Origin of the sequence: Paenibacillus larvae subsp. larvae, assembly GCF_002003265.1 — a bacterium.
GTDB classification, from domain to species: Bacteria; Bacillota; Bacilli; order Paenibacillales; family NBRC-103111; genus Paenibacillus_H; species Paenibacillus_H larvae.
The window spans coordinates 541,422-563,764 of the sequence record NZ_CP019687.1 but is presented as its reverse complement, the minus strand read 5'-3'; the positions used below and the strand labels follow the sequence as shown (position 1 = coordinate 563,764).

Annotated in this window: 25 protein-coding genes; 1 reads left to right on the top strand and 24 read right to left on the bottom strand. The window is 47.1% G+C overall.

Translation table 11 applies throughout. The features are described from left to right. Positions 1-236: 236 nt before the first annotated feature. The 23 genes from ylqF to BXP28_RS02960 all read right to left on the bottom strand — a co-directional run bounded on the left by ylqF (position 237) and on the right by BXP28_RS02960 (position 20,328). On the bottom strand, positions 237-1,118 hold the full coding sequence (ylqF, locus tag BXP28_RS03065; protein ID WP_036658681.1) for a ribosome biogenesis GTPase YlqF: 882 nt from the start codon (positions 1,116-1,118) through the stop codon (positions 237-239). Between the two features lie 91 nt (positions 1,119-1,209). Then, positions 1,210-1,812: a signal peptidase I gene (gene lepB / locus BXP28_RS03060; protein ID WP_023484359.1), complete on the bottom strand. Its 603-nt coding sequence runs from the start codon at positions 1,810-1,812 to the stop codon at positions 1,210-1,212. A gap of 111 nt (positions 1,813-1,923) precedes the next feature. After that, positions 1,924-2,265, bottom strand: coding sequence for a 50S ribosomal protein L19 (gene rplS / locus BXP28_RS03055; RefSeq protein ID WP_023484358.1), 342 nt, complete (start codon positions 2,263-2,265; stop codon positions 1,924-1,926). Positions 2,266-2,407: 142 nt separating this feature from the next. Further along, positions 2,408-3,160, bottom strand: coding sequence for a tRNA (guanosine(37)-N1)-methyltransferase TrmD (gene trmD / locus BXP28_RS03050; protein WP_077584880.1), 753 nt, complete (start codon positions 3,158-3,160; stop codon positions 2,408-2,410). After that, the gene (gene rimM, locus BXP28_RS03045) at positions 3,157-3,678 is read right to left on the bottom strand and encodes a ribosome maturation factor RimM (RefSeq protein WP_024094306.1); all 522 of its coding nucleotides are present in this window, start codon (positions 3,676-3,678) and stop codon (positions 3,157-3,159) included. Before rimM ends, trmD begins: the two co-directional genes overlap by 4 nt. A gap of 225 nt (positions 3,679-3,903) precedes the next feature. Further along, a complete protein-coding gene (locus BXP28_RS03040) occupies positions 3,904-4,134 on the bottom strand; it encodes a KH domain-containing protein (protein ID WP_023484355.1) in 231 nt (76 codons plus the stop codon). 22 nt (positions 4,135-4,156) lie between these two features. Beyond that, positions 4,157-4,429: a 30S ribosomal protein S16 gene (gene rpsP, locus BXP28_RS03035; RefSeq protein ID WP_023484354.1), complete on the bottom strand. Its 273-nt coding sequence runs from the start codon at positions 4,427-4,429 to the stop codon at positions 4,157-4,159. 41 nt (positions 4,430-4,470) lie between these two features. Next, positions 4,471-5,838 (bottom strand): signal recognition particle protein, encoded by a 1,368-nt coding sequence (gene ffh, locus BXP28_RS03030; RefSeq protein WP_023484353.1) that lies wholly within the window; start codon positions 5,836-5,838, stop codon positions 4,471-4,473. Between the two features lie 29 nt (positions 5,839-5,867). Next, on the bottom strand, positions 5,868-6,230 hold the full coding sequence (locus tag BXP28_RS03025; RefSeq protein WP_077584879.1) for a putative DNA-binding protein: 363 nt from the start codon (positions 6,228-6,230) through the stop codon (positions 5,868-5,870). A 133-nt stretch (positions 6,231-6,363) separates the two neighbouring features. Then, positions 6,364-7,371: a signal recognition particle-docking protein FtsY gene (gene ftsY / locus BXP28_RS03020; RefSeq protein WP_023484351.1), complete on the bottom strand. Its 1,008-nt coding sequence runs from the start codon at positions 7,369-7,371 to the stop codon at positions 6,364-6,366. Between the two features lie 84 nt (positions 7,372-7,455). Continuing rightward, complete coding sequence (gene smc / locus BXP28_RS03015) at positions 7,456-11,034, bottom strand: chromosome segregation protein SMC (RefSeq protein ID WP_023484350.1); 3,579 nt, start codon at positions 11,032-11,034, stop codon at positions 7,456-7,458. 168 nt (positions 11,035-11,202) lie between these two features. Then, entirely contained in the window at positions 11,203-11,904 is a 702-nt protein-coding gene (gene rnc / locus BXP28_RS03010; RefSeq protein ID WP_036658728.1) for a ribonuclease III, read from the bottom strand. 179 nt (positions 11,905-12,083) lie between these two features. Continuing rightward, positions 12,084-13,319 (bottom strand): beta-ketoacyl-ACP synthase II, encoded by a 1,236-nt coding sequence (gene fabF / locus BXP28_RS03005; RefSeq protein ID WP_024094309.1) that lies wholly within the window; start codon positions 13,317-13,319, stop codon positions 12,084-12,086. A gap of 89 nt (positions 13,320-13,408) precedes the next feature. Beyond that, on the bottom strand, positions 13,409-13,642 hold the full coding sequence (gene acpP / locus BXP28_RS03000; RefSeq protein WP_024094310.1) for an acyl carrier protein: 234 nt from the start codon (positions 13,640-13,642) through the stop codon (positions 13,409-13,411). Positions 13,643-13,760: 118 nt separating this feature from the next. Further along, positions 13,761-14,501, bottom strand: a complete 741-nt coding sequence (gene fabG, locus BXP28_RS02995) for a 3-oxoacyl-[acyl-carrier-protein] reductase (RefSeq protein ID WP_024094311.1) — start codon at positions 14,499-14,501, stop codon at positions 13,761-13,763. Between the two features lie 99 nt (positions 14,502-14,600). After that, complete coding sequence (gene fabD, locus BXP28_RS02990; protein WP_023484345.1) at positions 14,601-15,536, bottom strand: ACP S-malonyltransferase; 936 nt, start codon at positions 15,534-15,536, stop codon at positions 14,601-14,603. A 31-nt stretch (positions 15,537-15,567) separates the two neighbouring features. Beyond that, complete coding sequence (locus BXP28_RS02985) at positions 15,568-16,554, bottom strand: beta-ketoacyl-ACP synthase III (protein ID WP_036658693.1); 987 nt, start codon at positions 16,552-16,554, stop codon at positions 15,568-15,570. 10 nt (positions 16,555-16,564) lie between these two features. Next, positions 16,565-17,551, bottom strand: a complete 987-nt coding sequence (gene plsX, locus BXP28_RS02980) for a phosphate acyltransferase PlsX (protein WP_024094313.1) — start codon at positions 17,549-17,551, stop codon at positions 16,565-16,567. 1 nt (position 17,552) lies between these two features. Continuing rightward, a complete protein-coding gene (gene fapR, locus BXP28_RS02975; RefSeq protein ID WP_023484342.1) occupies positions 17,553-18,146 on the bottom strand; it encodes a transcription factor FapR in 594 nt (197 codons plus the stop codon). A gap of 172 nt (positions 18,147-18,318) precedes the next feature. Then, entirely contained in the window at positions 18,319-18,492 is a 174-nt protein-coding gene (gene rpmF, locus BXP28_RS02970; RefSeq protein WP_023484341.1) for a 50S ribosomal protein L32, read from the bottom strand. A gap of 118 nt (positions 18,493-18,610) precedes the next feature. Continuing rightward, complete coding sequence (locus BXP28_RS24910) at positions 18,611-18,934, bottom strand: DUF177 domain-containing protein (protein WP_077584877.1); 324 nt, start codon at positions 18,932-18,934, stop codon at positions 18,611-18,613. Next, on the bottom strand, positions 18,847-19,122 hold the full coding sequence (locus BXP28_RS22420) for a YceD family protein (protein ID WP_051428111.1): 276 nt from the start codon (positions 19,120-19,122) through the stop codon (positions 18,847-18,849). Before BXP28_RS22420 ends, BXP28_RS24910 begins: the two co-directional genes overlap by 88 nt. 87 nt (positions 19,123-19,209) lie before the next feature. Beyond that, on the bottom strand, positions 19,210-20,328 hold the full coding sequence (locus tag BXP28_RS02960; RefSeq protein WP_023484340.1) for a SepM family pheromone-processing serine protease: 1,119 nt from the start codon (positions 20,326-20,328) through the stop codon (positions 19,210-19,212). A gap of 139 nt (positions 20,329-20,467) precedes the next feature. Between BXP28_RS02960 and BXP28_RS02955 the strand changes: the two genes are divergently transcribed. Next, entirely contained in the window at positions 20,468-21,817 is a 1,350-nt protein-coding gene (locus BXP28_RS02955) for a nucleoside recognition domain-containing protein (RefSeq protein WP_023484339.1), read from the top strand. A gap of 10 nt (positions 21,818-21,827) precedes the next feature. On the opposite strand, the gene coaD is transcribed toward BXP28_RS02955, so the two are convergent. Further along, on the bottom strand, positions 21,828-22,337 hold the full coding sequence (gene coaD, locus BXP28_RS02950) for a pantetheine-phosphate adenylyltransferase (protein WP_023484338.1): 510 nt from the start codon (positions 22,335-22,337) through the stop codon (positions 21,828-21,830). Positions 22,338-22,343: the final 6 nt, after the last annotated feature.

Below are 22,343 nucleotides of genomic sequence, written 5' to 3'. Positions count from 1 at the left end.
GTCCTTATAAAAAAAGCCGCTAAAGCGGTTAGGTGTGTCGACAAAGTATGTCTGATATAAAAAGGTAAAAAGATTTTGCTTTCGGCGCTGTTTCATTCCAGGGAATTTGAATAGATTCTGTCGTTATTCCCCGGAATGAAAGACGCACGCTGACGCTCTCAAGCTAATATCTTTTATCTGTAACCATGATTCAGAGATATTGCCGGCAGTTTGAAACCTCTTTAGCGGACTGACTTTTATACATTATCATAATAATCGCTTGGCCGTTCCAAACTGACCCGGCCAAGCTTACCCGAACGCGTATCCCTCAGTAAAACTGAGGAAGCTTTTTCAAGATCGACACGTCCCCCGCTCATGATCGCTCCACGCTTTCGCCCCACTGTCTCCATTACATCCACTATGGCATGATTATCTTCCAGATCCCCGGGAAGCTCAGCTAAACCGTAACGCTCTCTTAGTGCCTGCGGATAATGAATAATAAGCTGCTTGGTTAAGTAAAAAGCGATCTCATCCAAATGAAGAATTTCTTCACGAATGGCTCCGGTAGCAGCCAATTTTAAGCCGACAAGCTGATCTTCAAATTTTGGCCAGAGAATGCCGGGCGTATCAAGCAGATCCATTTCCTTCCCGACTTTAATCCACTGCTGGCCTTTTGTTATTCCGGGACGGTCCCCGGTTGCGGCAATTTTTTTGCCTGCCAGTTGATTGATTAAAGTTGATTTTCCTACATTCGGAATTCCTACTATTAAAGCACGGACGGGCCGTGGCTTTATCCCTTTTTGGATTTGGGCTTCGATCTTGTGGCTGGCCAGTTCTTTGCATCTGGGAATGATGTCTTTTACTTGAAAACCGCTTGCCGCGTCAATAGGCAGAGCTTTTAGCGTTTCCTTTTCGAAGAAAGCAACCCATGCTTCTGTCACAACCGGGTCAGCCAAATCACTTTTATTCAGTACGACCAGTCTGGGTTTGTCTTTTAAAATTTCGTCAATCATTGAATTACGGCTGGATAAAGGAATGCGTGCATCCAGCAGTTCAATAACTACGTCAAGCTGTTTCAGTTTTTCCTGAATTTCTCGTCTCGCCCTGGTCATATGACCAGGAAACCATTGTATTGTCATACATTCACCTCATGATCCTTGTGGATCCCCGCACCAAATAAGTATGGTGAAATTCGGTTCTTTAAGCGAATTTCACATTCTGGCAGCTCATTTATCCGCCATGATTTACTAAAGTGAAATTTTTAATCGGCCAGAAAACTACATCCGCCCGGCCAACAATTTTATCATATGGTACAGCCCCTACCTCGCTGGAACGGCTATCCTTGCTGTTGGAACGGTGATCGCCCATGACAAAAACGGTACCTTCGGGGACTTTAGCATCCTGGAAATTAATCGTATTGTATGGAATACCTTTCTTTTTGGCATCATCCACAGCTTCCTTCAGATACGGTTCATTCAGTACTTCCCCGTTTATGTACACCTTATCCCCTTCTACCTTAACCGTTTCCCCCGGCAGGGCAATGACCCTTTTGATAAAGTCCTTGCCTTCAGGCGCATGAAAGACAATCACTTCGCCCCGCTCCGGCTTGCGTACTTTGTAGATCAGTTTATTGACGATCAAACGTTCATTCGTAAAGAAATTAGGTTCCATTGAGGGCCCGTCAACAATGAAAGGGGCGAACAACAGCCAGCGAATGAGAATCACTAATACCGCAGCGATTAAAATGGCCTTTGCCCATTCCCAGGCTTCCTTTTTAACCGGACCGGTATTGCGCTGGACTTCAGGCAGGGATTGCTCTTTTTTTTGTTCCACACATTCGCCTTCCCTTCGTTCGTTAGTTTGGTTTATATATCCCTATTGTAAAGGTTTTGTCCTACTAAAACAAACAAAAGGGGCTTGATTGACTCAAGCCCCCTGGTTTTCTTATCGAATCTCACGAATTCTTGCTGCTTTACCGCGAAGACCACGCAGATAATAAAGTTTCGCACGGCGAACTTTACCACGGCGAGCTACTTCAAGCTTATCAATCTTCGGAGTGTGAAGCGGGAATGTTCTTTCCACGCCTACGCCGTAAGAAATTTTACGAACGGTAAAGGTTTCACTGATTCCACCACCGCGGCGCTTAATGCAAACACCTTCAAAAAGCTGAATACGCTCACGGCTTCCCTCGATAACTTTTACGTATACTTTCAAAGTATCTCCAGGGCGGAAGTTAGGAATATCCGTACGCAGTTGATCTTTAGTCAGTTCTTGAATAAGATTCATCTAAGATTACCTCCTTCCACACGGGTGTTCATTCCGCCATTCCCGGGATATTCCCTATCCTACAGGTTTGCATGCGTAGAGGACCACCGGATTCACAACATGAGTTATTTTAGCATAAAGCGTCCAATATGACAACTTAATTTTACGGCTTGTCTGATCCCCCGGATGCTTCCCATTCCGTTTTCCATTGCTGTTCTTCCTTAGTAAGCTCGCGGCCCTCGAGAAGATCCGGGCGGCGTTCCAAGGTGCGGTATAATGACTGCCTCCGGCGCCAGCCTTCGATGTTCTTATGATGTCCGGACAAGAGTAATTCAGGCACCTTCCACCCGCGGAAATTCACTGGCCTTGTGTAATGGGGGTGTTCAAGTAAACCGGTGCTAAAAGAATCCGTAACTGCAGACATCTCATTACCGAGCACACCCGGGAGTAGCCTTACCACACTATCGATGATAACCATGGCTGGAAGTTCGCCTCCTGTAAGGACATAATCACCGATGGAAAGTTCGTCGGTAATAAGGTGTTCCCTTATTCGCTCATCATAGCCTTCGTAATGACCGCAGATAAAGATCAGGTGCTCTTCCCCGGCAAGCTCCTCCGCTTTTTTCTGGGAGAATGTCTCTCCTCGGGGACACATCAGAATCACTCTGGGCCGTTTGACATGTCCCTCAGGCACAAGATCCTCCACTGCGGAGAATATCGGTTCCGGTTTCAAAACCATTCCCCCTCCCCCGCCATAAGGATAGTCATCAACCGTATTATGTTTGTTATTGGCATAGTCCCGGAAATTAACGGATTTTAGCGAAACAATACCTTTTTCCTGGGCTTTCCCCAGAATGCTGGAGGTAAAAACCCCTTCAAACAATGCTGGAAAAAGCGTCAATACATCAATCTTCATAAATCCAGCAGCCCTTCCAAAAGCTTAACCCGGACAATTTTGTTATCTACATCTACTTCTTTAACAACATCCTCAATGTAAGGAAGCAGGATCTGTTTGTATTTCGGTCCGGATACGACCCAAACGTGATTGGCACCGGGAGTTAAAATGTCTTTAATGGTACCCAGCTCTTCTCCATCCATGGTAAAGGCCGTACAGCCTAAAATTTCATGGAAGTAATACTCCCCTTCCTCCAGTTTCTGTAGATATTTTTCTTCCACTTTAAGCAATCCGCCTTTAAGCGGTTCAACCTCATTAATATGATGAAACTGTTTAAACTTCACAATAAAAGCGTTTTTATGTAAACGGGCAGAAGCAATTTCTACCGGCATTTCTTTCCCCTTTAAATCCACAGCCATGAGCTTGCTGCCGGGAGCAAACCGCTCTTCAGCAAAGTCCGTGTGCGGAATAATTTTGAGTTCTCCCCGCAATCCGTGTGTATTGGCAATAGCCCCTACTGTATACAAATTTGGACTCATCTTTGAATGTCAACCCTCCAACAGATTTAAATGGATACTCTATTCTTCCTTTATACATGTTTTAGGCTTCTGGTATATACAAGAAAAAACGGTTTTGCCGGACCCGTTTAAAGGCGGCAACCGTTTCTCCCAAACTGCAGAAAGGTATGTTTTTTACTAACGGCCTTCCTGCAAAAGTCATCACTTTATAATATGGAGAAAAGGTTAGGATCTCCTAACCTTCCCCTATGAAATGATTTCAACAGTCACACGTTTGTTCACTTTCACTGCTGCAGATGTCACTACGGTCCGAAGGGCTTTGGCGATCCGGCCCTGTCTGCCAATTACCTTGCCGACATCGTCGGGATGCACGGTAAGTTCGTAAACAGCGCTGTTCTCGTTCTCCACCACATTGACCTTGACATCTTCCGGATGATCAACCAATGCCTTCGCGATAACAGTAATAACTTCTTCCATGAGGACCTCCGAAATCACAGAATTACTTCTGCTGCTTTAGCTCGTGAAACTTTTGCATCAAACCTGCTTTGCTGAACAAGTTGCGCACGGTATCGGAAGCTTGCGCCCCGTTTTGAAGCCACTTCAACGCTTTTTCTTCGTCGATTTTAACTTCAGCCGGTTGGGCTACCGGATTATAAAAACCGATTTCCTCGATGAAACGTCCGTCACGTGGAGAACGGGAATCGGATACTACCACACGGTAGAAAGGAGCTTTATGAGCACCCATACGTTTCAGGCGAATACGTACTGCCATGAATATCACCTCCTACACAAAATTAGAATCTCTTTATCCGGTTAACCAAATGGGAACTTAAATCCTTTACCGAGCTTGGACTTCAGGCCTTTCATTCCCTTAGGGTTATTCATCATGCCGGAGAACTGTTTCATCATTTTGCGCATATCCTCGAATTGCTTGATGAACCGGTTCACATCCTGAATGGAATTACCGCTGCCGAGCGCAATCCGTTTCCTGCGGCTGGCATTTAATAATTCCGGTTTCTGTTTTTCTTCCTTAGTCATGGATTTGACAATAGCTTCAACACGGCTCATCTGCTTGTCATCCACTTTCAAGTCTTTCATGCCCTTCATTTTTCCTGCTCCAGGAAGCATATCCAGAATTTGATCGAGAGGCCCCAGTTTTTTGACCTGCTCCATCTGCTCCAAGAAATCATCGAACGTAAATTCCGCGTTACGCATTTTACGTTCCATTTCTTTTGCTTTGTCGGCGTCAATTCCGGCCTGGGCTTTCTCGATTAGCGTGAGCATATCCCCCATGCCAAGAATCCGGGATGCCATCCGTTCTGGGTGGAACGGTTCCAGCGCATCCATTTTCTCACCCATAGCCGCAAACTTGATAGGGCAGCCTGTCACGGCCTTTACAGAAATCGCTGCACCGCCACGGGTATCGCCATCGAGTTTAGTCAGTACCACACCGGTTAATTCCATCTGTTTATGAAAGCTTTCCGCCACGTTGACCGCATCCTGCCCCGTCATAGCGTCCACAACGAGCAGAATCTCATCCGGCTCAACTGCTTCACGCACCTGCTTAAGCTCCTCCATCAGACTTTCGTCAATATGAAGGCGTCCTGCCGTATCAATGATCACATAATCATAGTGATTATCCTTGGCATGCTGGATACCTGCTTTGGCAATGTCAACCGGGTTCACCTGATCTCCCATGGAAAACACAGGAACCTGAAGCTGTTCCCCAAGCACCTGCAGTTGTTTGATTGCAGCCGGACGATAAATATCACAGGCCACGAGGAGTGGTTTATGGTTCTGTTTAGTCAGAAGTTTAGCAAGTTTCCCGGTAGTTGTCGTTTTACCGGCCCCTTGAAGACCGACCATCATGACGATGGAAGGAGGGCGGTTTGACTTGGCCAGTTTGCTTTGTGTGCCACCCATTAGTTCGGTCAGTTCTTTATTCACAATATCAATGACGACCATGCCGGGGGTGAAGCTCTTCATCACTTCCTGACCTACCGCACGCTCTTTCACTTTAGAAATAAACTGTTTGACTACTTTAAAGTTAACGTCTGCTTCCAAAAGAGCAAGGCGCACCTCACGCAAAGCCTCGTTCACGTCATTCTCACTTAGCTTCCCTTTGGATCTCAGCTTGCCGAATACATTCTGCAAACGGTTTGTCAATCCTTCAAACGGCATCCATCTCACCTCCTGCCCGATCGATTTATCTATTCGTTATCTTCATCCAATGCATAAAATTGGTTGATAATGGAATCTGCCCGCTGCCGGAGTTCGGCCGGTGCGGTTTCCATTACATTCATCAATTCCTGCAAGAGCATACTTCTTGCTTGATATTGCGCGAGCAGCTTCAATTTCTTCTCGTAGTCCTGAAGAGTGCCTTCCGCCCGCTTGATATGCTCATAGACGGCTTGTCTGCTTATGTTAAAGTTCTCGGCTATTTCCCCTAGAGAATAATCGTCATGGAAATACAGCTTAAGAAAAGTTCGCTGCTTCTCGGTAAGCAGAGGCTCATAAAAATCAAACAAGAGATTGATCCGGTTAGTTTTTGCTAACACTTCATCTTCCGTCACTTTTATCGCCTCCGTCAAGGATAAACACTTTACACTTAAATAGCAACATGATCATCATACTCAATATCCAAGCCCATGTCAAGTATTTAACCTTGTCAGTCAGAAAAAGGTTTAAGGTAGGTGAATTTTCCGTTTAAGCCTTGTCTGAATCGGAGACCCTCTTCTCTTCCTCTGCAATCCATTTCCCGAATAGGGCATGAACAAATTGCTCTGAATCAAATTTTTGGAGATCATCCATTTTTTCTCCCAGCCCTACAAACTTCACAGGGATATCCAGCTCCTGACGGATAGCAACAACAATCCCGCCTTTTGCAGTACCGTCCAGCTTGGTCAGCACCAGACCTGTGAGCCCGGTCTTGTCTCCGAACAATTTGGCCTGGGTTAGTGCATTTTGTCCGGTGGTCGCGTCAAGCACCAATAAGACTTCGTGGGGAGCTTCCGGAATTTCGCGGCGGATTACCCGATAAATTTTGTTGAGCTCTTCCATCAGGTTCACCTTGTTTTGAAGGCGTCCGGCTGTGTCGCAAAGCAGTACATCCATCCCCCTGCGTTTTGCCGCTTGGAGCGCGTCAAACATAACCGCAGCCGGATCAGATCCGGAATGCTGTTTAATAACCTCAACTCCGACTCTCTCTCCCCATGTCTCAAGCTGCTCAATCGCTCCCGCGCGAAAGGTATCCCCTGCAGCCAGCATGACTTTTTTTCCTTGGGATTTCAGCATGTGGGCCATTTTTCCGATCGTCGTGGTCTTGCCGACACCATTAACTCCTACGAACAGGATAACCGAGAGTCCTTCCCCGGCCAAATTTAATTCGGCATCCTTGCCTGTTTCAAGCAGATTGATTAATTTTTCGGAAAGTACCGGCTGAAGCACACCGGGGTCCTCAATCTTGCGCTTGCGGACCTCATCCCGCAAATCATCGATCAGTTCCATGACGGTATTCACTCCAACATCGGCACTGATCAATATTTCTTCCAGTTCTTCATAAAACCCCTCATCCACTTTTTTTCGGGTGCTGAATAAATCTTCAATGCGTTCCACAAAAACGTCACGGGTCTTGGACAGCCCCTCTTTGAACTTATTGGTTACCGCTTCTGTTTTATTGGAAATACTCTCTTTCAATCGTTTAAAAAAGCTCATAGATGATCTCCTTCGTCATAATCTTGCTTTACTACTGTCATAAGCTGTCATAAGCCGCCCTGCATACAGTCAAGTTCTCTTTGGTTATGATGCGGGAATAACTTCCTCTTCCCCATCTTCCAGCCGGACAGAAACCAGCTTGGATACACCGCCTTCTTCCATAGTAACCCCATAAAGCACATCCGCTTCTTCCATGGTTCCTTTGCGGTGGGTAACTACAATAAATTGGGTCGTTTCGGAAAACTCGCGCAAATACTCGGCAAATCTGGAGACATTCGCTTCATCCAGTGCTGCTTCCACTTCATCCAGAACACAAAAGGGAACAGGCTTTACTTTGATGATCGAAAATAGCAGAGCAATTGCGGTCAAGGCCCGCTCACCGCCAGACAGAAGCTGAAGGTTTTGCAGTTTTTTCCCTGGAGGCTGGGCTACAATCTCAATACCTGTTTGAAGTAAATTATCAGGATCCGAGAGGATCAGGTCGGCTCTCCCGCCTCCGAACAGTTTGGCAAAAACACCGACAAAATGAGAACGTATGGCATCAAACGTCGTTTTGAAACGCTTGGACATTTCCTGATTCATCTCATGGATCACTTGATAAAGTGCCGTTTTAGCCTCTACGAGATCATCACGCTGTTCGGACAAGAAATTATACCGGTCAGATACCCTTGCATACTCCTCTATTGCACCCAAATTTACTTCCCCAAGTAACTGGATTGACCGCTTTAATTCCTTCACCTTATGCTGAGTTGCCGTAAAATTTTCAGACACTGCATAAAGCTCCCTGGCCCTTTCATAAGTCAGCTCATACTCTTCTGACAGCTTTTTAAGCAGATTATCCAATTCAACGTCCAGCCGGTTCACTTTCACTTCAGTTTGCAGCATCCGCTCTTCTATTTCTTTTAGCTGGTTGCGCTGTTCCCGCGTATGATTCTCTTCCTGCTCCAGCTTGGCGGCCCATTCTGCTCTTTCCGCCCGTTTTGTATCCATTTGCCTGCAGCAAAGTTCTTTCTTCTCACGGAGTTCTTCCAATAGACGGGCCTGTTCGGCACTTTCCTGATCGTGCCACTTCATGTCTTCTTTAAGCTGGGCAAGAAGTTCCCTGTTCGCTTCCAGTTCCCTTGTTTGATCATGATAATCCTGCTGCAGACGCCGAAGCTGGTCTTGAAGAGACTGTTTCTCCTGCAAAGCTGAAGCTACTTTAATCTTCAGTTCGGTCAGCTGTGTTTGCAGTTCTTCCTTCTGGGATTCATTTTCTTTACGCGATTGTTCGGCATCACGTATCGCCTGCTGCAAAGCAGCCTCTTCGCGCTGAAGCTCCTCCAGCTTATCCCGGCCTGCTTTAATACTTGTTTCCCATTGGTGTTTTTCCGTGTCTACCGATTCCCGGTCCTGTACATCCAACTTAAGCTGATCATCAACCCGCCTCATCTCAGCTTCCAAGGGAGCGAGTTCGGCTCTTATCTGCTGCTCTTCAATGCGTTTCTGCTCACTTTTCTCACGCAGTTTTTCCAGTTTCTCGTTATCTTGCTGCATGCGGTTATGAAGTTCTATTGCTTTATGCTTTAGCTGTCCCAGCCTGTCCCGGTAAGTACGGATTTCGTTTTCCAGTTCCTCCATATGGCGCTGCCTGCTCAGCAAATTCGTTTTCTTCTGCTGCTGGCTGCCTCCTGTCATGGAACCACCCGGATTTACCACATCCCCGTCGAGGGTAACGACCCTGTATCTGTACTGGGCTCTTGCCGCAATACGATTGGCATCTTCAAGCGACTCGGCAATAATAACATTCCCGAGCAGACTTGAAAAAACCTGCCGGTATTCATCATCAAAATCAACCAGATCCACTCCGATACCTACAAAGCCTGCTGTCACTTCAATCGATCTTCGTTCCTGTTCGCCAATAAAACGCCCGCGGATGACATCTATAGGAAGAAATGTGGCCCGTCCAAGCTGGCGCTTTTTGAGATAAGCGATCGCCTGTCGTCCGTATGCTTCCGTTTCGACAACGACATACTGCAGCGCACCTCCTAGTGCCGTTTCGATTGCCACTTCCATATCCTCTGGCACTTTGACAAGTTCCGCTACTGCTCCTCTGATTCCTTTGAGCGATTCGGATTGTCTGGCTTTCAGCACTTCCTTTACCCCATACATAAAGCCTTCAAAATCATTTTGCATCTCTTTAAGCGTATCCCGCCGGGAAGTAAGAGCATCCAGCTTCTGTTCCCATTTACGCACGGTACCTTGGGTGTCTTGGTACAACTGTTGTTTTTCTTTCAATTGATGCGCAACATTCACGTATTCATTGCGGGATGCTTCCACTTCTTTAACTGCCTGCTCCAATTTCGCATTCAGATCTTGCTGCCGACGGATAACCGCTTCTTTCTGTGAACCCCATTTCCGGCGTTCTTCATCCAGTCTCTCGACCCGCTTTGATAAACCTCCAAGCTGCTGTTCTGCATAGCGGATTTCGTTACGGGTTTGGGCCATCTCATTCAGCTTATCCAGAAGTTCAGATTTAAGCTGTTCTTCAACTGAAGAATTAAGCCCTCCGGTAACACCTTGCAATCTGCGTTCTTCCTCATCCAGCCTGGCCTGAAATTCAAAAAGCTGCGCGCTGATCTGGACCGCCTTTTGTTTGTGAACGGCAATCTCATCCTGTTTTTCCTGGAGTCTTTTTTCCTGGTATTCGACAGACTGGGTTAACTGCTGCTGGTTTGTAACGAAATTCCGCTTGCGCTCCTTCAGCACCTCACCCTGTCCTTCGCATTTTTCCACTTCCTCACTCACCTGAAGCAGAGTTTGTTGAAGCTGCTCCAGATCTTCTTCCAGGCGTTTTGTTTCATTGCGGTGCTGCACCAGATGGGCATCATGCCGATTCACAAATTCCGCAAGTTCATTTTGTTCTTCTTTCAGTTTATTGAGCCGTTCGTTTGCGTCATTCCAAGAATTGTGTACCTGTTCGATCTGATTCACATACATGGCAATTTCATTATGTTTCAGTTCTTCTTTTAAAGCTTTGTATTGCTGGGCCTTTTCTGCCTGCTCTTTTAAAGGTCCTACCTGATCTTCGAGCTCTACAACCAGATCGTGAATACGCAGCAGATTTTGCTCGGTATCCTCCAGTTTTTTTTCCGATTCTTTTTTTCTCGATTTATATTTTACGATACCGGAAGCTTCCTCAAAAATGCCTCTTCTCTCTTCAGATTTCGTACTGAGAATTTCTTCAATCCGGCCTTGTCCAATAATGGAGTAAGCTTCTTTTCCGATACCAGTATCCATAAACAATTCCGTAATGTCTTTCAATCTGCAAGACTGCCGGTTGATAAAATATTCGCTGTCTCCGCTGCGGTGCACACGGCGGGTTACCGTTACCTCGTTAAAATCCAGGGGCAGAGACTGAGAGGTGTTGTCCAGTGTCAGTGATACTTCCCCGTAGTTCACCGCTTTACGGGCATCACTTCCGGCAAAAATGACATCTTCCATTTTGCCTCCGCGCAGGGATTTAGCACTGGTTTCTCCAAGAACCCAACGGATTCCATCGGAGATGTTGCTTTTGCCGCTCCCGTTCGGGCCGACAACCGCAGTAATACCTTGCACAAATTCCAGCTCCGTCTTATCCGCAAATGATTTAAAGCCGGATAATTCAATCCGTTTCAAAAACATGGTCTCACCTCAAAGCTATTGTACCATAACCTGTTCTCCTGCAGAAACGGCTTCCTCCCTCTTTCCGGTTGATGCCGTTTCGCGTATCCGTAAAAGTTTTCATTTTCGAAGAAAGGAGCAGCACGAGGCTGCTCCTTACGTTAGACTGAGTCTGGATTTTTGCTGTCTTTACCGTTGTATGGTCACATTCAATTTAACAGATGCTTTGGAAGCGGCCTGCTGCTCGGCCTCTTTTTTGGATCGGCCGACACCTTTTCCAAGAATCTTCCCGTCCATCTGAACCTCAGCTACAAATTCCCTTTCATGGGCAGGGCCCCGCTCCTCGACAATCCGGTATTCCAGTGTACCCAGATTGTGATGCTGGACGTATTCCTGCAGCTGTGTTTTATAATCCACTACCAGAAGCTTGCCCTCATTAGAAATATGGGGGAACACATGCTTGATTAAAAAGTCCCGGACCGGTTCCAGTCCTTGGTCCAGGTAGAGGGCTCCGATGAAAGATTCAAATAAATCCGCCAGGAGAGCAGGCCTTGTCCGGCCTCCTGTCATTTCCTCCCCTTTTCCAAGAAGCACATAGGAACCAAAATTAAGGCGTTCCGCAAAATTAACAAGTGAAGGCTCGCAGACAATGGAGGCCCTTAGTTTCGTTAATTCCCCTTCCGCCCGGCGCGGGTATGTAAAATACAGATGCTCAGACACCATGAGTTCAAGTACGGCGTCACCCAAAAATTCGAGCCGTTCATTGTCCTTATGATTCGTAATCCGGTGCTCATTGACATAGGATGAATGTGTAAATGCCTGTCTTAAAAGGTCCACATTATTAAATGTTATCCCGATGCGGGCCTGCAGCTCTTTCAAATCCCCGTTCATCTGTTCACCACCCCAAGAAGAAACGGGATACCTCATACTGTTTGGCTTCCGTTTCTCGTTGAAATATAAGACCTTAAGCAAATGTAAGCTGGTTTGCAAAAAGTACCGAGCATGCTGCAGCTTTTCGGTTACCCTGAAGGGAAACATGAACTGATGCAGCATGCTGTATTTTAGTCAAATTACTCTTGATACTTTTTCAAAACGATCGTCGCATTAGGACCACCAAATCCGAAGGAGTTGGACATTGCTACCTTCACGTCTGCTTTGCGGGCTTCGTTAGGCACATAATCAAGATCGCAGTCAGGATCCTGATTATCCAAGTTAATAGTCGGCGCTATAATTCCATCACGGAGTGTCAGGGCACAAATAACCGCTTCAACCCCACCGGCCGCACCAAGCAAATGCCCTGTCATGGATTTTGTGGAGCTTACAGCCAGTTTGTACGCATGATCGCCAAACGTTTTTTTGATGGCCGTAGTTTCGGAAACATCACCAACCGGTGTAGAAGTTCCATGTGCGTTGATATAATCCACTTCTTCAAACCCAATACCGGCACTGCGCACAGCCATTTTCATGCAACGTGCAGCTCCGTCTGGATCCGGCTCGGTGATGTGATGTGCGTCACCGCTCAATCCGTAACCGATTACCTCACCGTAAATAGTAGCTCCGCGTTTTTGCGCGTGTTCCAGCGATTCGAGTACCAGAATACCGGCACCTTCCCCCATAATAAATCCGTCACGGTCCTGGTCAAATGGACGGCTTGCCTTTTGCGGCTCCTCATTCCGTGTGGACATTGCCTTCATGGAACAGAAACCGGCCAAACCGATCGGAGTAATAGTTGCTTCAGCTCCGCCACAAATCATGACATCTGCATCCCCGGATTGAATCAGTCTGAAGGAATCCCCGATTGAATGGGTTCCGGTCGCACAAGCCGTTACGGAAGTACTGTTTGGCCCCTTCGCTCCGGTCATCATCGATACTTGGCCTGAAGCCATGTTTACGATCATCATCGGAATGAAAAACGGGCTGACCCGTTTTGGCCCTTTCTCAAGAAGGACACGGTGCTGTTCTTCCCAGGTAGCAAGTCCGCCGATACCGGACCCGATATATACGCCTACGCGTTCAGGATCGGTGTCTGTAGCAATGTTTAGCTTGGCATCCTCCAGTGCAAGTTTGGAAGCGGCAACGGCAAACTGTACGAAGCGGTCCATCCTGCGGCTTTCTTTTTTATCCATATAATCTTCGGGACTAAAGTCTCTCACAGAGGCGGCAATCCTCGTCGGATAAGCACTAACATCGAAATTATCGACAGGGCTAACCCCCGATTTGCCGGCGAGAATATTTTCCCAGAAGGTATTTGCGTTTTGTCCCAGGGAGCTGATAACTCCAAGGCCTGTTACGACTACTCTTTTCATATGAACACCACCCCATCTGTCTGTATCGGTGTTTTAGTCAAACTGAAAATGATGAGGAGTCCCGTCTTGAGAATGGGACCCACTGGATTTTACGTATGAGATTTTATGTAATCTAATACTTCTCCCACAGTAGTAATCTTCTCAGCATCTTCGTCGGAAATTTCCAGATCAAACTCATCTTCCAGTTCCATCACTAATTCTACTACATCCAAAGAATCAGCTCCTAAGTCGTCTTTGAAAGACGCTTCGGGGGTGACTTCAGATTCTTCAACCTGAAGACGTTCGATGATGATACGCTTTACTCGATCTAATACGTCGGACATCCGGTTCACCTCCTCCTTGGTATTATACGAAAATTAAATCCAAAATGCTATACCGGAGAAATAGCAGGTTATAGATTCCAGATTTTTCGGATTCGTCTTTCGTTATCCCGGACCTGCTTTACATGTACATGCCTCCGTCAACATGAAGGGTTTGTCCTGTCATGTAAGAAGAATCCGCAGAAGCAAGGAATAATACAGTTTTAGCCACGTCTTCCGGCTGACCCAGCTTGGCAAGCGGAATATCCTCCAGCATTTTAGCCTTCACGTCTTCCGGCAGTTGGTCCGTCATATCGGTTTCAATAAATCCGGGTGCTACCGCATTGACAGTGATGCCACGGGATGCCAGTTCTCTGGCCGCTGCTTTTGTCAGTCCGATTACACCGGCTTTTGCCGCTACGTAATTGGCTTGTCCAGGATTACCCAGTACACCTACTACCGAAGAAATATTGATAATCCGGCCGGAACGTTGCTTCATCATGGGGCGGGTTGCTGCTTTGACACAGTTAAATACCCCTTTGAGATTCGTCGCAATAACGGTATCAAATTCTTCTTCCTTCATTCTCATTATTAGATTATCTCTAGTAATGCCGGCGTTATTCACAAGAATATCCAATTTTCCTAATTGCTCAAGTGTATCCTTGACAAGCTGATCGGCTTCTTGGGCCTTACTTACATCTGCGCGCATCATGGCAGCCTTGCGGCCCATAGCTTCAATCTGCTGCACTACTTCTGCGGCAGCCTGTTCATTGCCCGCATAATTGACGGCTACATCCGCGCCGGCTTCGGCAAGGCAAAGGGCGATTGCCCGCCCGATTCCCCGCGAAGCGCCGGTTACAAGTGCTACTTTTCCAGTTAGCATGAAAGGTCCCTCCTCCAATTTTTGCGATAGCAAAAATACTTCGAAAGCATGTGCTTAAATTTTTACACTAAGCAAAATACATTAAAAGCATACGCTAAATCAAGTTTCTTGTCCAAAGGTTTGGATCGCTTCCAAGTTGTTGAGCGATATTGTTTTTACCGTGCGGTCCGTCTTCTTCACAAGTCCGGAAAGCACGCTGCCAGCCCCCAGCTCAATAAAGGTATCGACCCCTTGTCCGATCAGATAACGGACGGAATCCTCCCATAGAACTGCAGAATAAACTTGCTTCACAAGCAGCTTGCGTATTTCATCCGGATTGCGGACAGGTTCCGCGTGGACATTGGCAATGACCTGAATAGCAGCCTCCTGCATCTTGACGGACGAGAGGACTCCCTCAAGCTTCTCAGAAGCCGGCTGCATCAGTGAAGAATGAAACGGGCCACTTACTTCCAGCGGAATAACCCGCTTGGCGCCGGCTTCCGCCTTGGCGCGTTCAGCTATGGCCTGAACGCCTTCTTTGCCCCCGGACACGACAATCTGTCCGGGACAATTGACGTTAGCCAGTTCCACCGGGCTAACGTCCCGGCTGATGGTGGCGCATAGCTCGCTGAGTGATTGACGCTCAGCACCCAGCACCGCTGCCATGGCTCCCAGACCGGCAGGCACCGCCTGGTCCATGAACTCGCCGCGCGCACGGACAGTGCGTACGGCATCCTCGAACGGCAGCACGCCTGCTGCGACGAGGGCACTGTATTCACCAAGGCTGTGCCCGGCAACAAAGTCAGGCTTGATGCCTTTTTCGCGGAAGGCTTCCAGGCAGGCGATACTAGCAGCGAGCAGGGCAGGCTGCGTATGAATAGTAAGCTTGAGTTTCTCTTCCGGTCCGTTAAACATGATATCAGTAAGGGAATAACCTAAAGCTTCGTCCGCCTGATCCAGCAGAGCTTTGGCACCCGCGTGATGGTCATATATATCCCTCGCCATACCTACGGATTGAGCACCCTGGCCCGGAAAGATAAACGCTATTTTTCCCATGTTCACTTAAACTCCTTTTTCCAAACTGCAATTACCAAACAAGCACCGAAGCGCCCCAGGTAAGGCCGCCCCCAAAGCCGACAAGCAGGACCGTATCCCCTTGCTTCAAACGTCCCTGTTCGTCGGCTTCCGCCAAGGCGACAGGGATAGAGGCGGCAGACATATTGCCGTACTTATCCAAATTGATCATACATTTATCTTCCGTCAGATTCAAACGGTTAAGAGCGGATTGAATAATTCGTACATTGGCCTGATGAGGCACAAGCAGACCAACCTGCTCTTTGGTCATTCCCGCTTTACGCAGAGCCTCTTCGGCTGCATTCCCCATAATACGGACAGCAAACTTGAAGACTTCACTGCCTGCCATGTAGATATAATGCATTTTCTGCTCCAGAGTTGCCGGAGAGGACGGATAACGCGAGCCTCCCCCTCTCAAATGCAGCAGTTCGGCTCCTGACCCGTCAGCTCCAAGCTCGAATGATTTAAACCCGCGGCCTTCTTCGACAGACCCGAGTACAACGGCTCCGGCTCCATCCCCAAAAAGGATGCAGGTATTCCTGTCTGTGTAATCGGTAATTTTAGATAATGTCTCCGCCCCGATCACGAGTGCATAACGATACATTCCGTTTGCAATAAAGTTGGAGGCCGTAGCCAGTCCGTATAAAAAACCGGCACAAGCGGCGGAAAGATCAAAGGCAGCCGCTTTGCGGGCTCCCAGACGGTCCTGCAGCAGGCAGGAGGTTGAAGGGAACGACATGTCAGGTGTTACTGTAGCTACAAGGATCAGGTCAAGTTGGTCGGCTGTAATGCCGGCCCGATCCAAAGCAATTTTAGCAGCTTCGTAAGCCAGATCTGAAGTAGCCTCATGTTCCGAAGCTATATGCCGTTCTCTCATTCCGGTTCGGGTGACAATCCATTCGTCGTTTGTATCTACCATTTGTTCTAGATCCTGATTAGTAAGCACTTTCTCAGGAACATATTTCCCGCTGCCCAGCACTCCTACTGGTATCAAATTCATAACTGACCACTCACTTCCCATTAATTTCCGATACAATCGCACCCACCAAATCACGCTGAAGTGCCGTTCTTGCCTGGCGGACAGCATTTTTGATGGCTTTGGCGTCTGAGGAGCCGTGGCTTTTGAGCACCAGACCGTTGATACCAAGAAGGGGTGCGGCTCCGTGTTCGGTATAATCGAGTTTATTTTTAAACTGTTTCAATCCAGGCTTTAACACAGACGCAGCCAGTTTGGTTGCCAGAGATTTGGTAAATTCCGTCTTCAGCATGGAGAAGATTGCCGAGGCGGCTCCTTCCAGTGTTTTTAGCATAATATTGCCGGCAAAGCCATCGCATACAATGATATCGCATTCAGCCTGAAGAATTTCTCTGGACTCTACATTACCCACAAAGTGAATCGATGCTTGCTCCAATAATTCATAGGCTGCCTTGGTTAATTCATTGCCTTTCTTGGCCTCTGTTCCGACATTCAAAAGACCTATCCTGGGCTTCTCAAGACCATGAACCTTGTTCCGGTATATACTGCCCATAATGCCATACTGGAGAAGATGTTCAGGTTCCGCATCCATGTTGGCTCCAAGATCCAGGGCAAGCACACCTTTTCCATTCAGCGTCGGAATCATCGGAGCCAAACCGGGGCGCTCAATGCCGGGAATTCTTCCTATGACAAGCAGTCCGGTCGTCATCAGTGCCCCTGTATTGCCGGCAGATATCATGGCTTCCGCCTGTTTCTCCTTGACAAGTCTGCCTGCTACAACCATGGAGGCATCCTTTTTCCGACGAACAGCCCGTACAGGTTCGTCATCTGCGGCGATTACTTCCGAAGCATGCTTAACCGAAAGGTTGGACGGCCGTTTTGTCAGAAGCGGTTCAATGCGGTCCTGATCCCCTACGAGAATGATGTCCACATCCGGCCATTCACTCGCCGCATCCAGCGCTCCCTCAACGGCAACCTCAGGAGCCTGATCTCCGCCCATGGCATCTATGACGATACGCAAATTAGTTTCCTCCTTCTGTACGGCGTTCTTTCATGGAATGGAAAATAAGGAACCGCCCTTCAAATACAATTTCCTCTCCAATATAAGTGTACACCTGTACGTTTGCTTTCCCCTTAGAAATCGATTTTACATAAGCTTTGGCTATACACTTTTCCCCCAGCTTGACCGATCGTTTATACTTAATCTCGGCTGATGCCGTCAAAGCAATCTGATCGTCTATGACCGCAACGGCCAAGGAATTAGCTTGGGCAAAAATATGATGACCCCTTGCAATTTTGGTCCGGGAAAATACATGTTCTTCCTTGATTTCAAATATAGAAATACCGCTATGGTCCAGTTGAAGGTCAATGATTTCCCCGATGACTTCGTCAAGCGGCAGGGATTTTACCTGATCATACGTTTTTTCCGCCATCGTTTTGATGCGCTCGCGCAGTTCCGGGATCCCCAGTTCCAGCCGATCCAGCCGGACGGTTTGTATGCTGACCCGAAACAGCTTCATCAGTTCCTCATCAGTCATAAAAGGATTATTTTCAATGGCCTTCAGTAACTGCTGCTGCCGTTGTCGTTTCGGAAGGCGTTCGATGAAGAGCACCACCTTATCCTATGTAGTAGCTACGTAAGCATTTAACATCATGATGTAAAATGCTCGTTTCTATAGCTCGTCTTATTACCTGATACTAAAATGTAGTATATATAATTTAGAGCAAAAAGGAAAGAAAAAAAATAGCACCTCACCTCCAAAGATGAAGTACTACCTTCTGGTACTATTAAGCTTGAACGATTTCTCTTCCTTTGTAAGTGCCGCAAGTTTTGCAAACGTGATGAGCTTTTTTCAGCTCACCGCATTGCTCGCATTTTACCATGCCCGGTACTTCCAGTTTAAAGTGAGTACGGCGCTTGTCGCGACGAGTTTTGGATGTTCTTCTTTGAGGTACTGCCATGATCCCACCTCCTTAGCAGATGTAATGTTTGCTTATGTTTGGATAGGTAACAGCTTCGCTCACCGGCTCCGCGTTTCCTGTCGAAAGATAAGAATAAAATAAGAACGCTTATTTCTTCTTATTTTTCAAAAAAGTCAGCCAGCCCTGCAAGACGGGGGTCTATCTTGGCCGTCTCACAGCCGCATTGTTGATGGTTCAGGTTGGTGCCGCAATTCGGGCATAGCCCCTTACACGCCTCTTTGCAAAGAGGAGCATATGGCAGAGATACCATTACATTCTCCAATATATAAGGAGACAGATCGATATAGTCCTCTCCTGCCGGATGAATGTCATATTTCTCTTGATCTTGCTGTTCTAAACCACCTGTCTTCTCGGCAAAACATTCCCGAAAGGAATGTCCATTGTTTCTTTGACCGGTGTTAAGCAACGGGAGCAACTGCATTCCAGCTCCAGTTTGATACTGCCGCTGACCTCTGCAGTTCCTACCGTACAGATTACTTTCAGATCGGCAACCGCCGTTCCATAGTGAAGAATATCTTTACGATTTTTCACCAAAGAAGAAATATCTATCTCTTCGTGCAACTGGACCGGTTGTCCTTTTGCAGCCAAATCTCGTAAATTAATCTGCATGATGATCACCTCAAACAAAGTTTATTATAGCTATTAAGATCGACTTTTGTCAACAATTCATCCCGGAGTGTTCATCCATGCTCATTTCTATTTCTGCTCCTCTTTAGGGGGCAGAGAAGCTAAATATTGAAGCGCATCATCTATCGTAGCTACTTCCACTATCTTCATCTTGGTTCCAATTTCTTTAGCTTTTTGTACGGCAACCGTATAGTTTGGAACCTTCGTACCGTCTTCCGCAATATAATCCTTAGGTGCAAAGAAAATTTCCGCCCCTACTTCATCCGCAGCCACAATTTTATGCTGGATACCGCCGATGACCCCAACATGGCCTTCCGGGTCTATTTCTCCGGTTCCAGCGATTCTGTACCCTTTTGTAATGTCCTCCGGCACAAGCTGATTATACATTTCCAAAGAAAACATTAAGCCAGCGGAAGGTCCGCCAATATCACTTACATGCATTTTAATCTGCTTGTCTTCCTCATCCGACTTGACAGCCTGAAGGTCCACAAGCAAAACTCCAAGTCCCGCTTTCTTCTCACCTGTGTCTGGATTAGCAGGAAGTTCGCCCAATTGTACGTCAATGGTTTGAGGTTCTTGTCCAACTTCTCGTTTGTACGTAATTTTAACCGTATCCCCTGCTTTTTTATCCTTCAAAGCATCTTTGAGCTCTGCGGTGCTTTTAACAGGCTTGTCATTTACTCTCATGATGGAATCCCCGATTTTTAGCTTCTTCTCTGCCGGCAAGCCGGGAGTCAACTGCTGGACCAATACTGCCTGGCTTTCAATGTGGAAAGGGACCCCGGCTTTTTTGTAAGCAGCAGCCATGGCATTACTCTGTGAAGCCTGCATCACCGTGACCTGGCGCTGGGAGTATTCCGCCTGGCTTTGCCCCCGCAGAACACTTTTCTTGGTTTGTAATTCCTTATTCGGATCTAAAAGGGCAAGTACATAATTCACCACATTAGTATTGCTCATCAGTACGGTTGTCAAGTAAAAAGCCCCTTTTTCTTCCGGATACCCTTTATTCACTTCCATCATCGGTTTAATCCGCTCTGCCGATCCCGGCATATAAATATAGTAGGGAAGCGGAATGTTAAAAATCCCGTAAAGGAAAAGGAAAATCAATACGAGAGTGACAATAAATTTCCTCTGTATACTCATTCTCCTTTTTTTGAGCAATCCCCGTTTATCTTCTTTCCTGTTCATAGTCTCTCTCCTTCCTGCTCGCACATAAGACAAGCCGATATGAACTAGTGTATGTTCGTAGGGCTTGGTCTAAACGTAAAATCGTATGCGTAATATGTATCGAGCCCGTATACGCATTCCCGATAAACGAGGTGATTATATGCCGCAAAAGTCCTTCGCTTCCTCCAGCCCTTACAGGACAATTCTGCTCGGTTTACTGGTTGGGATTCTCGTCATCAGTATCATATTGTTTCCCGAAGAAGCTTTTGATGCTTCTATGAAAGGGTTGTCTGTCTGGTGGAAATTCGTATTTCCCGCCTTGATCCCTTTTATTATTTTATCTGAAATATTGTCAGGGCTAGGTGTAGTCCACGCACTGGGCATTTTGCTGGAACCCTTGATGAGAATTCTCTTCCGTCTGCCGGGTACGGGAGGCTGGGCTTTAGCCGCAGGAACTGTAGCAGGTTTTCCCGCCGGTGCCGCAGTTACGGCTGATTTGCGCAGAAAAAGATTGATCTCCCGCAAAGAAGGGGAAAAGCTGCTCTGTCTTTCCCATCTTGGCAGCCCTCTTTTGATCATCACCATCATTGGGGCAGGTTTCCTACATAACGCCAGGCTGGGGCTGATTCTGCTTGCCATTCATTATCTGGCAGCATTGTGTACGGGCATTTTACTGCCCGGAGTCAAGAAGGGAAGGTTTGCACGGCCCGGAACAAGAAATCTTGCTCCTATAAATAAAAGGGGACATGAACATCCACAAGGTGAAAAAGAGCAAGACCCCGCCCTGGAAAATTCCCTTTCTGTACCGTTACCTATTTCCGGTTTCCTCTTTAAGCGTGCACTATTAACCATGCAGCAGGTTCACCTCCGGGATGGAAGAACCTTTGGCAAACTGCTGGGAGATTCGGTTACGAATGCCGTTCAAACCGTCATGATAATTGGAGGGTACATTATGATTTTTTCTGTACTTCTTCATGTTCTTAATCTGACCGGGGTTTTGTCCATTTTCGAGTACATATCTGCCCTCCCCGCCGTCAAAGAATGGCTGGACAGTGATAGCATCCATTCTGTCATAACCGGATTACTAGAGGTCCATCTTGGCGCCTTCGGGTTCAGTGGAACCGCTTCTCATCTGACTGTCAGTCAGGCAGCGGCTCTTGCCGGCCTTCTCGGATTTGGGGGGTTTGCTTCTCACGCTCAAGTTAAGAGCCTGATTTACGAAACAGATCTGCGGTATCTGCCCTTTCTTGTATCGCGGACTGTGCACGCCCTCTTATCCATTGTCTTGACCCTGGTCTGCTGGGAACCGGCCGGGCAGCTTTGGAATGCGGACCAGCCCAGCTTCCTTCAGGAAAACAGTCCCTTTGCCGGAGCCTCTTCGGCATGGCTTGTACAATCAATTCCACTGTTTGAAACGATTATGTATGAGGGAATCTTGCTGACTGTCCTGCTCGCTCTAGCCATAATGATTTCCGCTTTACTCATGAAAAGGAAATATTCCGTTTCGTAAAGGCTGTTCCTCATACCCGGGTATTTGTATATTTTTGAACAAGTGCATTCTCTACAACCTCTGGCACAAGCCCGGTTACAGGACCGTGGAATCTGGCCACTTCCTTAACTACACTCGAGCTCAGAAAAGAGTACTGCGGGGAGGCCGTCATAAAAAAAGTCTCTACTTTCGGGTTTAGCTTGTTGTTGGTAGTGGCCAACTGCAGTTCATATTCGAAGTCAGAGACAGCCCTTAGGCCACGAACCACAATATTCACCTGTTTTTGTTCCAAATAATTAACTAAAAGGTCACGGAATCCGTCTACTTCCACATTCGGAATATGTCCGGTCGCTTCCTGCAGCAATTGAATTCGTTCTTCTACAGTAAATAACGGATTTTTCGACGAATTATTCAAAACGGCTACAATTAATTTATCAAAAACAAGGGCTGCCCGTTGAATGATATCAAGATGCCCGAATGTAACCGGATCAAAACTTCCGGGATAGACAGCCACCTTCAGATCTGTTTTTAATGGATTCATGTTTAG